The organism is Acinetobacter sp. CIP 64.2, from assembly GCF_000369645.1.
Classification (GTDB): Bacteria; Pseudomonadota; Gammaproteobacteria; order Pseudomonadales; family Moraxellaceae; genus Acinetobacter.
This window is the reverse complement of record NZ_KB850125.1, coordinates 14,707-30,532: the sequence shown is the minus strand read 5'-3', so window position 1 is coordinate 30,532 and position 15,826 is coordinate 14,707. Positions and strand designations below refer to the sequence as shown.

Sequence of the window (15,826 nt, the reverse complement as noted above, 5' to 3'; positions counted from 1 at the left end):
TGATCGGCTTCGCGATTATTGCGCTTGGCGTTGGTTATGACGTAACGAGAGATAAGCGGTGATGCTCAAGACCAGGACGATAAAGCCGAGTGAAATCCAGATTGGCATGTGGAATACATCGAGCAATAACATTTTTGCACCAATAAACAATAAGATGATGCCCAAGCCATACGGTAGATAATGCATTTTGCTTGCAGCACCAGCCAACAGGAAGAACATTGCACGTAAGCCTAAAATCGCCATTAAGTTTGCGGTTAACACAATGAACGGGTCACTGGTCACGGCGAAAATTGCAGGAATAGAATCCACCGCAAAAATCACATCAGATGCTTCTACCAAGATTAATACCAAGAATAAAGGCGTTGCCCATAACATCCCATTCTGGCGAACAAAGAACTTATTGCCCGCTAACTGTGGGGTAATCCGCATGTGTTTACGTAGCCATTTCAGTAGCTTGATATCTTCAATATTGGTTTCTTCTTCGTCCTGCCCTTTTAGGAACTTAAAGCCGGTGTAGACCAGAAATGCGCCGAAAATATATAGCACCCAAGAGAACTCTTGTACAAACCAAGCACCAATAAAGATAAAGATGGTTCTTAAAATGATGGCGCCGAGTACGCCGTAAAGCAGGATTTTACGCTGGAATGCAGGAGGAATCGCAAACGCTGCGAAAATCATCAGCCAGACAAAGACGTTGTCAATTGCCAGCGACTTTTCCAGTAAATAACCTGCAAAGTATTCCATGGTTTTTTGGTTGGCGATGGTTGCACCTACGGTTTGTTGTAAGTACAGCCACAAACCACCACCAAAAATCATGGCAACGGTGACCCAGGCAATACTCCAGTAAGCCGCTTGCCTGATGGGGACATCTTGGTTCTGTTTTTGTTTAAAGCCTAAAAAGTCGACCAGTAGCATGATGGTCACGATTGCGAAGAACGCAACGTACAGCCATAAATTACCGATAGTTTCCATCACAACTCCCTATCTGGCAAATGGACATAAAAAAACCTTGACCAGTTGCCAGATGAATTAAATAAAACATCTGTTTCAACATGATCAAGGTCTTGCCTACATCACGATCGCTTGTGATGCTCAGAGTCCGACTTTTTGCAAAGTGTAATGACGATACTCTGACACCTAAATCGTTAAAAGCCACGATCTAGGCTTGGAGGAGGCTACTCCCCTTGTCAAATTCTGTTATGGATGATGAGATCCAAAGCTAGGCATAGAATTACATAAATAATCGATTTAAGCAAATCTTCAATGCATAAATTTTAAGCATTTTTATGCGCTAGCCGATAGGTAAATTAATACAGATGGATTAAGTTAGAACTGAAGGCTGAATATTGTTCTGAGAAGAAGACATGAGTACTAAAAAAAATCAAAACAAAATACGAAAATTATTTGCTCCCCGTGACCCTGATGAAGCCCATCGAGCAGCCACGCCATTAGAACTTTTATTTGACCTGATTTTTGTGGTTGCGATTGCAACCGCAGGACAACAGCTTCATCACGCGATTATTGAAGGTCATTTATGGCATGCGTTACCGACCTATTGTATGGTGTTCTTCGCCTTGTGGTGGGCATGGATGAATTTCACTTGGTTTGCCTCTGCCTATGACAATGATGACACGCTGTACCGTTGTCTGACCTTTGTGCAGATTGTCGGATCATTAGTGATGGCGGCAGGCATTCCCGCGGTTTTTCAACAACACAATTTTGATGTCATTATCATTGGCTATGTGATTATGCGTTTGGCCTTGGTGACACAATGGATACGTGTGGCAAAACACGATCCTGAACGAAGGGTGACCGCCTATCGCTATGCGACTGGCATTGTCTTGGTGCAGTTGGGATGGTTAATTGGCAATTTTAGTGCCATACAAATGACCCCCGTACTTTTCCTGATTTTGGTTTTTGCTGAATTGGCTGTACCGTTGTATGCAGAAAAATATGCGGTGACGCCTTGGCACCCTCATCATATTGTTGAGCGTTATGCATTACTCACGATCATTGTGTTGGGGGAGTCAATCATCGGGAGTTTTGCAGCCACTCAGGAAGCCTTTGCCAATCATGATGTGAATTTCAAAGAAATTTTTTTAGTCATTGGTGGCTTATTGATGATGTTCGCCATGTGGTGGGTCTACTTTGATCGCAGTCATCATCACCATCAACGTCATGGGGTGCAGCCTTTTTTATGGGGTTACGGTCATTTTTTTATCTTTATCAGTATTGCGGTTCTAGGGGCAGCTTTAGCAGCCGCGGTCGATGTTTCAACGCGACATGCTCATATTTCCAGCCCAATGATGGGATGGTTAATTGCGACCTGTTTGGCCATTTATAGCACCTATATTTGGTTGTTCTATGAAGCTTTTTATTTGTCAGGCTGGAGACGTTGGCTTTATCCGCTGACCATTTTGATTCTTTATTCGATTCCTTGTTTCTTTGCGGATATTGGCTATATGATTTTTGCGATGGCGGTGGTTTATATTCTTCGTCTGATGCTTGCTAAGGCCTACTTAAGTCATGAGCTTGATTTGCAACAGCTGGCATCAAGCAAATAATCAAAGGCTCCCAAGATAGATATCTGCAGATAGGCGAATGAGCAATGCATTCGCCTGCTCTAATTAAAAATTTTTAAAATTTCGGTGCGTAAAAATTGGTGTCGTGGATGGTGTGTCACGTGGTCATGCCAATACATGCCCATGTTGATTTTAGGCAATTCAATCGGCAGGGTGTGAATCTTTAAATGCTTCGCATAATGCAGATGTTTCAGAATACTTTGTGGAATCGTTAACACCGCATTGGGGTATTGAGCCAAAACTTGTAGTGCGGTTGAATAATGCTGACAACGCAGGAAAATTTGCCGAGACAGTTGTTGGCGATTCAGATAAATATCTTCCAGCAATAAGCCCGTGCGTCGTGATGACACACCAATATGCGGTGAGGATAGATACTGAGTCAAATTCATCTCAGGCTGCTGGGTACAGACCACAAAATGGTCATCAATCAGATTTTCAAACTGCAGATGTGCCTGCTGGGGTTGTACCAGATCAATCACAAAATCGATTTGTTGGGCCGAGAGATCGGCCAACATATTTTTACGATCCAGCTTGGAACTCAAGAACTGAATGTCCAGACTCAGTTGGGCAAAATGATGTACCAGTTGTGGAAAAATAATCGGTTCGATTTCATCATGAATGGCAATTTTTAGGCTGTGCAGCATACTGGGCACAAAATCATGTTGCGGCACGGCAATCTGTTGAATACTCAGCAATGCGCTCTGGATCGGCCGATAAATTTGCTCGGCATAAGGCGTTGGCAGCATTTTTTGCCCGCTGCGTACAAATAACTCATCTCCAAGTTGTGTGCGCAAACGCTGCAAGGCATGACTGACCGCAGATTGGCTGATACACAACAATTGCGCCGCTTTAGAAATACTTTTTTGTTCAAAAATCGCAATAAACAGCGGATATAAATTGATATCAATACGATGAAAATGAGCCACTTCCAGTGGGCTGGTATTATGAATCTGATTCATAGTTTTGAATAAAATAAAATCATTTCATTCATAATAAATTTTCGCTTATGGTGATGTAAAGCGGCGAATCACGTTTCGCCAAATTTTTACTTTGAGGGACATGAGGATGTTTGCATTATCTGAACGCGCACAGGATTTTATTGCACGAACACACGCCTTTATTCAACAAGAAATAGAACCGATTGAAAAAGCCTTCTGGGATGAAGTCCATCATCTGAATATCGGTGGTGACTGGACCCAATGGCAATGGCCCGCCCAACTGGAACAACTAAAAAGCAAAGCCAAAGCCGCGGGTTTATGGAACATGTTTTTGCCTGATGCTGAACTGGGGGCAGGCCTGTCGGTACAGGAATATGCGCATATTGCTGAATTAACGGGACGCAGTCTGCTCGCGCCGACGGTTTTCAACTGTAATGCGCCTGATAGTGGCAATATGGAAGTGTTATGGCGCTATGGCAGTGAGCAACAAAAACAACAATGGTTAAAACCTTTACTCGCGGGTGAAATCCGCTCAGTGTTCTGTATGACCGAACCTGCAGTGGCCTCCAGTGATGCCACCAATATGCAAGCCACGGCGGTGATTGAGGGCGATGAGATCGTTTTGAATGGACGCAAATGGTGGTCATCAGGTTTGGGCGATCCGAATGCCAAAGTGATTATTTTCATGGCATATACCCCCGATCCAAGCAAAGACCGCCATCATCAACATTCGATGGTATTGGTACCGATTGACACCCAAGGGGTGACGATCGAAAGAATGTTGCCTGTGTTTGGTGATTACGATGCACCACATGGCCATGGGCAAGTCAATTTTGACCATGTACGTGTACCCATCAGCAACTTTATTGGCGGTGCAGGACAAGGATTTGAAATTGCGCAAGGGCGTTTAGGGCCTGGGCGGATTCATCATTGTATGCGTTGTATTGGCGCAGCTGAAAAAGCGCTGGAGCTGATGATTGATCGTGGTATGTCGCGTAAAGCCTTTGGCAAGGAAATTCTCAAGCTCGGTGGTAATTTAGAACGGGTCGCAGATGCGCGTGTGCAAATCGATCAGGCGCGTTTATTGACGCTGTATGCCGCTTATAAGATGGATACGCTGGGCAATATGGCAGCCTTGACGGAAATCTCTGCGATTAAAGTGGTGGCGCCGAACGTATTGCAACATGTGGTCGATATGGCAATCCAGATTCACGGCGGTGAAGGCGTTTCACGCGATACCCCACTGACCGCATTTTTTAATCAAGCGCGTAGTTTACGTTTGGCCGATGGACCTGATGAAGTCCATAAAGGCATGATTGCCAAACTCGAACTGAAAAAACGTGGCTATGCTCGTTGATAAGGAAAATACAAGAATGACAATGATTGATATCGGTGGACAGGTTCGCCATGGTGAAGAACTGGATATTGCAGCAGTTGAAAACTGGCTAAAACACCAAGGTGTGGATTTGCAAGGACAGGCACAAGTGACCCAATACTCAGGGGGCGCATCGAATTGGACCTATCGACTGCAGTATGACAATGCCGACCTGATCTTACGCCGCCCACCAAAAGGTACCAAAGCCAAATCAGCGCATGATATGGCGCGTGAATACAATGTGCAGAAGCATCTGGCGCCGTTCTACCCTGTGCTGCCTGAGATGCTTGCACTGTGTCAGGATGACAGCGTCATCGGTTGCGATTTTTATGTGATGAAGCGGATTGAAGGCATTATTCCGCGTGCTAATTTACCCAAAGAATTACAGCTGGATGCGTCACAGGTACAGCAACTTTGCCTGAATGTCTTAGATAAGTTGATTGAGCTGCACCAAGTGCCTTATCAAGGCACTGAACTGGAAAAACTGGGTAAAGGCGAAGGCTATTGCCGCCGTCAGGTTGAGGGATGGGATGCACGTTATAGCAAAGCCCTGACACCGAATGTGCCCGATTTTGCCTTTGTGCGTGAATGGCTGCAACAACATATCCCTGCCGATACAAAAACCTGCGTGATTCATAATGACTGGCGTTTTGATAATGTCATTTTAGACCCACAACAACCGACTCAAGTGATTGGCGTACTGGACTGGGAAATGGCGACACTCGGCGATCCTTTGATGGATCTGGGCAGCGCCCTCGCCTACTGGATTCAGGAGGATGATGATGCTTTGATGAAATCCAGCCGCCGTCAACCGACCAATTTAAAAGGTATGCTGACACGACAACAGGTGGTGGATTACTATCTGGAAAAGACTGGTTTACAGCCTGCCAATTGGGCTTTTTATGAAGTGTTTGGCTTGTTCCGTTTGGCCGTGATTGCTCAGCAGATTTATTATCGTTTTTACCATCAGCAAACCGATAATCCAGCCTTTAAAGATTTCTGGATCATGATTCATGCCTTACATATTCGGGCTTTAAAACTGATTGCACAAAACCATCCGCAAGCACGAGCATTGATTGCTGAATATGGTGCAAAACTACAGGATATTTTAAAACGATGACCACAATTTATTTGGTACGGCATGGGCAGGCATCTTTTGGTGCAGCAAGTTATGACCAGCTTTCAGCCAAAGGTGAGCAGCAGGCACAGGTTGTCGGTGATTTTTTTAAACAGACGCTGAAACAAACACCGCTGATTGTGGCAGGTTCGATGCAACGCCATCAGCAAACAGCGCAACTGGCTTTATCAAAAAGTTTTCAGGATGCACCGATACAAACAGAGTCGGCTTGGAATGAATTTGACCATCAGCAGGTGTTTGCCCAATATGAGCCGCGTTTTAATCAACCTGAATTGCTGAAACAGGATGTCGATTTGGTGGCCAATCCTCGGGCTTATCTGGCCAAAATCTTTGATGGCGCGATTAATCGCTGGATTGGCAAGCAATATGACCATGAATATCATGAAACATGGTTAGGCTTCCAAACCCGTGTAGAAAACGCTTTGCACGATTTGTGTCAGCAGCTTGATGCGACACAGCAGCGCCAGGCATTGGTATTTAGTTCTGGTGGTGTGATTTCTGTGGCGGTCGGTCAGGTGTTGGGGCTGAATGCCAAACAGATTTTTGCGCTGAATTGGTCGATTGCCAATGCCAGTATCACCACACTGCGCTGGTCAGATGATCGTTTGCAATTACTCAGTTTTAATGAGCATCAGTATTTAAAAGCACGTGATGCTGAACTTTTAACATGGATTTAAAAAAATAGGTGGCAGGCATGGCAAAGACGATTTTAATTACAGGGGCAAGTTCGGGCTTGGGCGCAGGTATGGCGCGTGAATTTGCAGCTAAAGGCTACAATCTGGCGCTTTGTGCACGACGCCTAGAGCGTTTGGAAAGCTTACAACAACAGTTGCAAAGCCAGTTTTCGGTACAGGTGAAGATTAAAACCCTTGATGTGACCCATTACGATGATGTATTTACGGTTTTTCATGCCTTTCAGCAAGAGTTTGGCACGATTGACCGAATTATTGTGAATGCTGGTGTTGGCGATGGTCGCCGTATTGGTAAGGGGCATTTTGAAGTGAATCGCGCTACGGCGGAAACCAATTTTATTTCGGCACTGGCACAGTGTGAAGCCGCGGTTGAAATCTTTAGGGCGCAGAATAGAGGCCATTTGGTGGTGATTTCTTCGATGAGTGCGATGCGTGGTTTACCCAAGCATTTATCGACTTATGCTGCCAGTAAAGCTGCGGTGGCGCATTTGGCGGAAGGGATTCGCGCTGAGTTGCTGGATACACCAATTAAAGTTTCAACGATTTTCCCAGGTTATATTCGCACTGAGCTGAATGAGGGTGCGAAAAAACTACCCTTTGAAGTGGATGAAAAAACCGGAAGCAAGGCTTTGGTCAAAGCGATTGAGAAGGAACCTGTGAAAGCCTATGTACCGCAGTGGCCGTGGTTGCCAATGGGGATTGCAATGAAGATTTTGCCGTTAAAATTGGTGAATAAACTGAGTTGATTTAAATAGTTATAGCGGAGTCTTACTATGGTGTCATTTTAATTTTAGACTAAGCCTTCGGCTCGACCTACTTTTCTTTCGGGAAAAGTAGGCAAAACCATTGTCATCCACAAAACCTGGTCACTACTTGCATTTAATTAATGCTTCGCAGAAACAGCATTTTGCTGATATTACGCAGGTTGTGGATGACGTTTACGCGTATCATCTTTCTTGTCGAACTCAGATTAAATTAATTTCTTGCTGATATTTACTATTGTGACGGCGGCATGGATGCCGCCTGTTTGGCAGGGGTCACATGGATGTACCCTCTGCCAAACAAAGGATTTTTGCTTACTTTTCATCCCTGAAAAGTGAGATATGCCTATACAAAGGGTATAGGTTTTTTCCTAATAAATGAGACCGTGCAATACCTGTATTTACTAAGACAAAGCCGTAATCAACTTTTGGTGTAAACCACCAAAACCGCCATTGGACATGATCACGACCGCGTCGCCCTCACCTGCTTCATTGACCACACGGGCAATGATTTCATCTAAAGAGCGGCTGACTTCAGCCTTGTTTGCTGATGCTGCAATCACGGGTTGTAAATCCCAATCTAAACCTTCTGGTTGATACCAAATCACTTCATCGGCCAAACGTGCAGAGTGTGCTAAACCATCTTTATGACTGCCCATACGCATGGTGTTAGAACGAGGTTCAATGATGGCCCATAACTTACGTTCACCTAAGCGTTTACGTGCGCCGTCCAAAGTGGTTTCAATCGCAGTTGGGTGATGGGCAAAGTCATCATAGACTTCGATACCACGCACGGTGCCTAACAGCTCCATACGACGTTTAACCCCACCGAAGTTGGATAAGGCTTCACAGGCTTGCGCAAGGCTGACACCGACGTGCTGTGCCGCTGCAATCGTTGCCAACGCATTGGCCACACTATGTTGTCCAGTCATATTCCATTTCACTTCACCGGCCACTTTGCCGTGCTCAAGTACTTTAAAGTGACTGCCATCGACACTGATCAATTCAGCAGATAAAGCGGCTTGATCATTTGGCTCAAGACTGGTGCGAAGCACAGGTGTCCAGCAGCCCTGCGCTAATACTTCATCAATATTGGTCTCAGTAATCGGTGCAATAATACGACCTTCACTTGGAATGGTACGTACTAAATGATGGAACTGTTTCTGAATCGCAGCCAGATCATCAAAAATATCGGCGTGGTCAAATTCAAGATTATTAAGAATCGCCGTTTTTGGGTGGTAGTGTACAAATTTAGAACGTTTATCGAAGAAGGCCGAATCATATTCATCCGCTTCTACACAGAAATATTTGCCACCACCTAGACGTGCACTTTCGCTAAAACCCAAAGGTACACCACCGATCAAAAAGCCTGGATTTAAGCCCGCTTGATCTAATACCCACGCCAGCATGGTGGTGGTGGTGGTTTTACCGTGTGTACCCGCAACACCAAGCACATGTTTGCCTTGTAATACATGGTCAGCCAAGAATTGTGGACCCGAAATATAAGGCAGTCCTTCATTCAACATGTATTCGATCGCATCAATGCCACGTTTCATGGCATTGCCGACGATGACAAGATCTGGATGCGGTTGTAAATGGCTGCGGTCATAGCCCTGCATGAGCTCGATTCCCGCATTTTCCAGTTGGGTCGACATCGGTGGATAAACATTGGCATCTGAACCTGTGACTTTATGTCCTAAATCTCGTGCGAGTAGAGCCAGAGACCCCATAAACGTGCCACAAATACCCAAAATATGCAGATGCATAACGCGCCTTCTCCACTGCTTTTCATACAGCACTGATATCGTATGTATGATTGTCATTATCAATAAAAATCAAACGCAACGATAACAAGGCTTGCATGGAAAAGATAGTCAAAATTCGTTGTTGTTGTTTACTTATAATGATGCGGATAGATGCTAATATTTTAATGTTTTGAACTCCACCAACTCCCTCTTGTACTGCCCAGATTTGGATAAAAAGAACGATGTTAAGCCCTACCCTTTTAGCGTTATGTTTGTTGATCATTTCCAACTGTTTTATGACCTTGGCATGGTATGGACATCTGAAAATTCTGCACGATGCTCCAATTTGGCAAGCGATCTTGTTTAGCTGGTGTATTGCCTTGCTGGAATACAGTTTTATGATCCCTGCTACCAAACTGCTTAACCAGCATGGCTGGAGTTTGGGAGAAATGAAAATCACCCAGGAGGTGGTCACTTTATTGGTGTTTGTCCCTTTTATGATTTTTGTGTTTAAACAGCCATTTAAGCTAGATTACATCTGGGCGATGCTGTGTTTGATGGGCTGTGTCTATTTCGTATTTAGACATCAATAAATTACAATGGTTCTGGCCTTCCAGCATTATAAGATACGCATTCAGCTCTATTTGGCTGGGTGCTTGCAGGCATTTTTTAAAATTTTGCTAAACTTTTGGTCTCTTGCCGAAGGATTTTCATATTCAAAACCATAGTCACTGTCCACTGTTGTTGTGGATAATGCACCGTTGGGCTTAAATTTAGACAAGGCATAACTATAAGTTTCATCATCGCAGTACACACGATATTGGGTAATTGAATAAAGTGTACCGACCTCAGTCGGGTTGATATAATAGCCTGTCATCAATACAGCTTCTCTTTCATCGGTATGGGATGAACCTGTGACAATGAATTTCTCATAAGCTTTACCCGTGAGCACTTCACTGTTAATTTCGCCATTATAGCCCTGTGCTTTATTTAATGACTGAAAGGTTTTTTGAAACTCATCAAGATTTAAATTCACTAAAGCGGCATGGCTGTGCGCCGTGAAAAGTGCCATAACCATCAGGCTCAGCAGTTTTTTCATTATTAATGCTCTTGTTGATTTTTAAGCTCCCCTATTATTATTGAAATATAAGGCTATGTCATTGTTAGCCCACTTTATTTTATTTTTTCCTAAAAAATATAGTTGCAGTCGTTCAGTTAAATTTTCGTGAGATGAAAAATCAGTCTATAATAATGGCGTTCTGAATCCTCTAAAGCTTGGCTCTCGTCGAGATTTATCTTCTTTAATTTTTGTCTCTGGAACATTAGCAATGAATGCGGCCGCAGCACAAGACGCTCAACCACTTGTTGGAATTATCATGGGTTCTCAATCAGATTGGGCAACTCTCGAACATACTGCCAATATGCTTAAACAGCTTGGTGTCCCATTTGAAGCGGAAGTTGTTTCTGCACACCGTACCCCAGACCGTTTATTTGAATATGCTGAAACTGCACGTGATCGTGGTCTTCAAGTGATTATTGCAGGTGCTGGTGGCGCAGCACATTTACCAGGAATGTGTGCAGCGAAAACTGATTTACCTGTGCTTGGTGTACCAGTGAAATCTTCAATTTTAAATGGTGTTGATTCATTGCTTTCAATTGTACAAATGCCCGCAGGTATTGCGGTGGGTACATTGGCGATTGGTCAGGCAGGTGCAACCAATGCGGCGATTATGGCGGCGCAAATCCTTGGCTTAACCCGTGCAGACATTGCAAAAAATGTAGCGGACTTCCGTACCGCACAAACCGAAAAAGTGTCGAATAATAATATCCCTGATCATGAATGAGGATAAGCAAAGCAACGCTTTGCCCGAATGTAAGGCGAAGACTTTGTCTGAGCAAAAGAGTTATAGATATGAATAAAACCATCGGTATTTTTGGTGGCGGACAGCTAGGCCGTATGATGGCGCAAGCGGCTTTGCCACTAAATATTCAATGCACCTTCTTTGAAGCTGAAGCGGATTGCCCTGCTGCGATTCTAGGTCCAGTATTTTCCAGCCAGAAACCGCAAGGCTTGCAAGATTTTATTGCCAGTGCGGATGTATTTAGCCTTGAATTTGAAAATACGCCTGTCGCAGATGTGGATGTTTTGACGCAAAGTAAAAGCTTGTACCCGCCTCGTCTTGCTTTGGCGACCGCACAAAATCGCTTGGCAGAAAAAAGTTTGTTTGATGAACTCGGTATCCCAGTTGCGCCGTATCGTGCTGTGGATAGCTTGGACAGCTTAAAACAAGCGGTGACGGAATTAGGCTTACCCATCGTCTTGAAAACCGTAACAGGTGGTTATGATGGTAAAGGTCAATTCGTATTACGCACAGAAGATCAAATCGAAACGGCTTGGGCTGAACTCGGTCCTGCGAAAAGCTTGATCGCGGAAAGTTTTGTCAAATTCAGCCGTGAAGTCTCGATCATTGCGGTGCGTGGTCAAAATGGTGATGTGAAAACTTGGGCATTGGCCGAAAATCACCACCATAACGGTATTCTATCGCATTCGATTGTACCTGCACCGAATAGTGTCGATTTGCAGCCTGTGGCACAGGACTATATAACCCGTTTGTTAAACCACTTAAATTATGTGGGGGTGCTGACGCTTGAATTGTTTGTCACTGAACAAGGTTTATATGCCAATGAAATGGCATGTCGTGTACATAACTCGGGTCATTGGTCGATTGAAGGCGCGATTTGTTCGCAGTTTGAAAACCATATCCGTGCAGTTGCAGGCTTGCCATTGGGTTCTACGGAAGTCATTCGTCCTACAGTGATGATCAATATTATTGGTCAACATCCAAAATCTGAACAGGTTTTGGCACTGAATGGTGCACATTTACACCTTTATAATAAGTCTGAGCGTACAGGTCGTAAGTTGGGTCATATTACCTTGATGCCGAATAATGCAGATGATTTAACTGGATTATGCCGTCAATTGGCGAAAATTCTACCAGTTCCATTGGCATTAACCGCAGATATGATGCTCTAAACTTATCCACAACAGCTAAAAAGCGGTCTTTGGACCGCTTTTTTATTACCAATGCATTTTGAATTTAGACTTTTAAATTTAAAAAATGGGATTGTGCCATTGTGGATAACTTTGGTGTTGATGTTTTGAATTTAAAAAAGTGGGGTTGGGTTTGAATTTAAATGATGTGGCGCTGGTTTTGTTTTAAATTTAAAAAATAATCACATGGTTTAAATTTAAAATTGTGCATGTTTTTGCCGTTTTAAATTTAAATATACAGCCTGTGGGGATCTATTTTTTTGTTTAACTACTTAGAAATTGTATGATTAGTCGGTATTTTTGATGTTGGCTCTGGTTTTCTTTAGTTTTAAATTTAAAAGTGGATAACTTTTTTGAATTTAAAATCGGGATTGAAGATGCTGGTGGTTTTGAATTTAAATTGCACTTGTTGATAACTTTTAAATTTAAAAATGCGCTGCAATTATGAATTTAAAAACTGTGTTTTAAATTTAAAACCATAAAATGAATTCAAAGTTACGTTTCCAAACTATACATCTTTATATAGCGTGTTAAGGTGAAGAGGAAATTTAAATTCAAAAGTTTTGGTTCAGTCATGAAACGTCATTTTTCTTTTTTTCTAGGCACTGCCTTATTTACTTTTTTCAATCAGGCGCATGCCGAGTTGGTGATTAATGGTGCAGCAGTTTCAGCACCAACCACAACAGCACCTGTAAGCAGTAATTATACGCCAAATAGCAACTTTCAAGGCTGTATTGCAAATTTACGCTCTCAAGCGATTGCATCAGGGGTGTCTGGTGCTAGTTATGATCGTTATACCCAAAATTTAACCCCAGATTATTCGGTGATTGATAAATTAAATTATCAGCCTGAATTTTCGACACCAATCTGGGATTATTTGTCTGGCCTTGTGGATAACGAACGCGTGCAGGCAGGGCAGCAAAAACTGACTCAACACCGTGCGGTATTGAACCGGGTCGAACAAGCCTATGGTGTCCCTGCGGAAACAGTAGTGGCAGTATGGGGTGTGGAAAGTAATTATGGTGATATTTCAGGTAAATATCCTTTATTACAGGCACTCGGTACCTTAAGTTGTGAAGGGCGCCGTCAAAGTTATTTTCGTGGAGAGTTCTTTGCCACGATGCGTATTTTACAACGTGGCGATTTAACCCAAGATCAACTTTATGGGTCATGGGCGGGCGCATTTGGCCATACTCAATTTATGCCATCAACTTATGAGCGTCTGGCGGTTGATTTTGATGGTGATGGCCGCCGTGATCTGGTCTCAAGTACGACGGATGCACTGGCTTCGACAGCTAATTTCTTGAAACGTGCTGGTTGGCAAACAGGTATGCCATGGGGCTTTGAGGTGAAAATTCCACAAGGCATGTCCATCTCGGGTGAAAGTCGCCGTAATAAAAAGCCACTGAATAGCTGGGTTGCGCAAGGCGTAACCCGTGCGGACGGAACGGCTTTGATTCAGGGCAATTTATCAGGCAGTACTCCAGCGGGATTGATTTCGCCAGCAGGTGCCAATGGCCCACTATTCTTGGTGTTTAAAAACTTTGATGCAATTTATAGTTATAACGCCGCTGAAAGTTATGGTTTAGCGATTGCCCATTTATCTGACCGCTTACGTGGCGGCACACCATTTTTAACGGCTTGGCCAACCGATGACCCTGGCACATCACGTGCCGAACGTCGTGAAATTCAACAGTTTTTAGTTCAGCGTGGTTATGATATTGGTGCTGTAGATGGGTTGATCGGTGATAAGAGTCGTCAGGCCATTCGCCAAGAACAGAGCCGACTCGGTTTAAATCAGACAGGACGGGCAGGGCAGCAGATTCTACGTGCATTCCGTCAGGAACAGGCAAAACAAATGATGCAGTAACGCGTTTTAATCCATATAAAATAAAAAGGTCTGCTCAAGGCAGACCTCTTTATCGCTCTGTTTTATGGCGCAGCGTCTAATTTAACCGCTTCTAAAATATCAAAAATTACTGCAGTTACATCTTGGCTCAAATCTCGATCGTTAAAGATTTCATATGCCGTGATAGTGACATCAGTATCACTTGGAAGCTGCTTTTGTTCTTCTTCAATCAAGTGTTCAATCGGTAATAAGGTCTGTTTCACTGCCAAGTGCAGAATCTCGTCATACGCCACGTTTTCATCTTCAAGTTCAACTTCTTGCTCATTGAAATAGGGAATTAAAATAGAGTGCAGATATGGGCTAATATCTTGAATATCTAAGAGTTCGATATCACGAGTCTGCTCAATCGTACTGATGTGGTCGTTCACTTCAATTAAGATATGATAATAACTCATGCTGATCTCCATTAAGGCTAAGATGATGTTTTAACATCACAATAACATGAATAAATCAAAACAATCGACCCATTCTTGTTATTGCTTGGCACATCATCTTAACGCAACCTATTATGGTGATTGATCTGTTCTAGTTGGCTAAGCCAAGTAGCTTTAGATCGGTATCCGTTAGCTGAAAATCTTTGGCATCCTGATCTTTAATACGTGGATACATTAAAGACTTCGGGTCGCGGGTATGTTTGAGACCCAAGGCATGGCCAAACTCATGCGCTAAAGTTAAACGTAGGTCGTCGATTGAAGAAAACTCATAAATAAAAATCTGTTTTCCATCAAATTGACCTTTATGCAGGACCTCAGGCTTGAAGGTTTCATTAAACTCAGCAACAGATGCAGCCAACTCTTGATAGACCTGTTGAGATTTTTCTGCTTTCAATTGATTTTGCTGAACTTTATGGTTGTATTCTGCAATCTTGGCTTGCAGTTTTAGCGCTTGTTGTTGCAAATCACGTTGCTGCTTTTGCAGACTTGCAAATAAGGTTTTATTTGAATTGTCTGCTTTATATTGTGTTAAACCCAATTGATATTGCTGCACCTGATTTTCATAAGCTTGCTTTTGCTGCTCTAATTGGACACTGCTTTCTGCCAAATCAGCATTCACTTTCTGTAATTTCTCATTTCGATTGAGCCAGTTTTGCTGTTCCTGTTCGAGTTGACCAAGGCTTTCAGCACGTTTCATGCTGCGAAGCTGGCGTTGGTCAAACACCAGATTAATTACAAACTCGGCTTCAGGATCATAAACAAAATATTTTTGACCAGTATTTTTTTCCCAAATCGCTGCTGCTTGTTTGCTCAGTTCGACCATTTGTGGTTGATCGATGTTTAAGCGTGGGTCAAGCTCGGCAATTCGATAACGCAGTGGTTGTTCAGTGCTGTAGCGAACCTGAGACGACGCTGAAGCCGACGAAGGAATTTTAGCCAAAGCCGAGACTGGGGCCAATACAGTAAAGCATGTGGCCAAAAGGAGAGATAAAAGACGCATAATAGGAGATAAAACTTGAAAGAGGTCACATTTTAGCCAAAAAAAATCAGTAGTCAAATTGATGAATGAAGATGCAATGTATGAGTTTTAACGATATTTCTAGAAAATGAATAAAAATACATTTGTAGACATATAACTCAAAAATCATGATAAAAAAACGACATTTGTTTATTAAATGATCAAAAATAATGTGAGAACAA

At 43.2% G+C, this 15,826-nt stretch carries 15 protein-coding genes; 9 read left to right on the top strand and 6 right to left on the bottom strand.

Features of this window, described 5'->3' with window-relative positions; translation table 11 throughout:
• Positions 1 to 15 precede the first annotated feature (15 nt).
• Positions 16 to 972 (bottom strand): TerC family protein, encoded by a 957-nt coding sequence (locus tag F895_RS00565; RefSeq protein ID WP_005244778.1) that lies wholly within the window; start codon positions 970 to 972, stop codon positions 16 to 18.
• A gap of 392 nt (positions 973 to 1,364) precedes the next feature.
• Here F895_RS00565 and F895_RS00570 point away from each other — a divergent pair, with 392 nt between their 5' ends.
• Positions 1,365 to 2,564, top strand: a complete 1,200-nt coding sequence (locus tag F895_RS00570) for a low temperature requirement protein A (RefSeq protein WP_005244776.1) — start codon at positions 1,365 to 1,367, stop codon at positions 2,562 to 2,564.
• Positions 2,565 to 2,623: 59 nt separating this feature from the next.
• On the opposite strand, the gene F895_RS00575 is transcribed toward F895_RS00570, so the two are convergent.
• Positions 2,624 to 3,541: a LysR family transcriptional regulator gene (locus tag F895_RS00575; protein ID WP_005244773.1), complete on the bottom strand. Its 918-nt coding sequence runs from the start codon at positions 3,539 to 3,541 to the stop codon at positions 2,624 to 2,626.
• Positions 3,542 to 3,647: 106 nt separating this feature from the next.
• Here F895_RS00575 and F895_RS00580 point away from each other — a divergent pair, with 106 nt between their 5' ends.
• Genes F895_RS00580 through F895_RS00595 form a run of 4 tightly spaced genes read left to right on the top strand, consistent with a single transcriptional unit; the run spans position 3,648 to position 7,471 of the window.
• Entirely contained in the window at positions 3,648 to 4,877 is a 1,230-nt protein-coding gene (locus F895_RS00580; protein WP_005244771.1) for an acyl-CoA dehydrogenase family protein, read from the top strand.
• A 16-nt stretch (positions 4,878 to 4,893) separates the two neighbouring features.
• Positions 4,894 to 6,015 (top strand): phosphotransferase family protein, encoded by a 1,122-nt coding sequence (locus F895_RS00585; protein WP_005244769.1) that lies wholly within the window; start codon positions 4,894 to 4,896, stop codon positions 6,013 to 6,015.
• Positions 6,012 to 6,710: a histidine phosphatase family protein gene (locus tag F895_RS00590; protein ID WP_005244767.1), complete on the top strand. Its 699-nt coding sequence runs from the start codon at positions 6,012 to 6,014 to the stop codon at positions 6,708 to 6,710. Before F895_RS00585 ends, F895_RS00590 begins: the two co-directional genes overlap by 4 nt.
• 17 nt (positions 6,711 to 6,727) lie before the next feature.
• Positions 6,728 to 7,471, top strand: a complete 744-nt coding sequence (locus tag F895_RS00595) for an SDR family oxidoreductase (protein WP_005244766.1) — start codon at positions 6,728 to 6,730, stop codon at positions 7,469 to 7,471.
• Between the two features lie 419 nt (positions 7,472 to 7,890).
• Here F895_RS00595 and mpl read toward each other — a convergent pair whose 3' ends face one another.
• Positions 7,891 to 9,252, bottom strand: a complete 1,362-nt coding sequence (gene mpl / locus F895_RS00600) for a UDP-N-acetylmuramate:L-alanyl-gamma-D-glutamyl-meso-diaminopimelate ligase (RefSeq protein WP_005244765.1) — start codon at positions 9,250 to 9,252, stop codon at positions 7,891 to 7,893.
• Between the two features lie 209 nt (positions 9,253 to 9,461).
• On the opposite strand from mpl, the gene F895_RS00605 reads away from it, so the two are divergent.
• Positions 9,462 to 9,824, top strand: a complete 363-nt coding sequence (locus tag F895_RS00605; protein ID WP_171057874.1) for a DMT family protein — start codon at positions 9,462 to 9,464, stop codon at positions 9,822 to 9,824.
• A 47-nt stretch (positions 9,825 to 9,871) separates the two neighbouring features.
• Here the strand turns inward: F895_RS00605 and F895_RS00610 are convergent, their stop codons facing one another.
• On the bottom strand, positions 9,872 to 10,330 hold the full coding sequence (locus F895_RS00610) for a hypothetical protein (protein ID WP_005244763.1): 459 nt from the start codon (positions 10,328 to 10,330) through the stop codon (positions 9,872 to 9,874).
• 229 nt (positions 10,331 to 10,559) lie between these two features.
• Between F895_RS00610 and purE the strand changes: the two genes are divergently transcribed.
• The 3 genes from purE (at position 10,560) to F895_RS00625 (ending at position 14,153) form a co-directional block, all read left to right on the top strand.
• Positions 10,560 to 11,075, top strand: a complete 516-nt coding sequence (gene purE / locus F895_RS00615; protein WP_005244762.1) for a 5-(carboxyamino)imidazole ribonucleotide mutase — start codon at positions 10,560 to 10,562, stop codon at positions 11,073 to 11,075.
• Between the two features lie 68 nt (positions 11,076 to 11,143).
• Positions 11,144 to 12,265: a 5-(carboxyamino)imidazole ribonucleotide synthase gene (locus tag F895_RS00620; protein WP_005244761.1), complete on the top strand. Its 1,122-nt coding sequence runs from the start codon at positions 11,144 to 11,146 to the stop codon at positions 12,263 to 12,265.
• Between the two features lie 592 nt (positions 12,266 to 12,857).
• Positions 12,858 to 14,153 (top strand): lytic murein transglycosylase, encoded by a 1,296-nt coding sequence (locus F895_RS00625; RefSeq protein WP_005244760.1) that lies wholly within the window; start codon positions 12,858 to 12,860, stop codon positions 14,151 to 14,153.
• A 62-nt stretch (positions 14,154 to 14,215) separates the two neighbouring features.
• Here the strand turns inward: F895_RS00625 and F895_RS00630 are convergent, their stop codons facing one another.
• Together F895_RS00630 and F895_RS00635 are read right to left on the bottom strand one after the other, a co-directional pair.
• The gene (locus tag F895_RS00630; protein ID WP_162616955.1) at positions 14,216 to 14,599 is read right to left on the bottom strand and encodes a hypothetical protein; all 384 of its coding nucleotides are present in this window, start codon (positions 14,597 to 14,599) and stop codon (positions 14,216 to 14,218) included.
• 118 nt (positions 14,600 to 14,717) lie between these two features.
• On the bottom strand, positions 14,718 to 15,626 hold the full coding sequence (locus tag F895_RS00635; protein WP_005244757.1) for a matrixin family metalloprotease: 909 nt from the start codon (positions 15,624 to 15,626) through the stop codon (positions 14,718 to 14,720).
• Positions 15,627 to 15,826 lie beyond the last annotated feature (200 nt).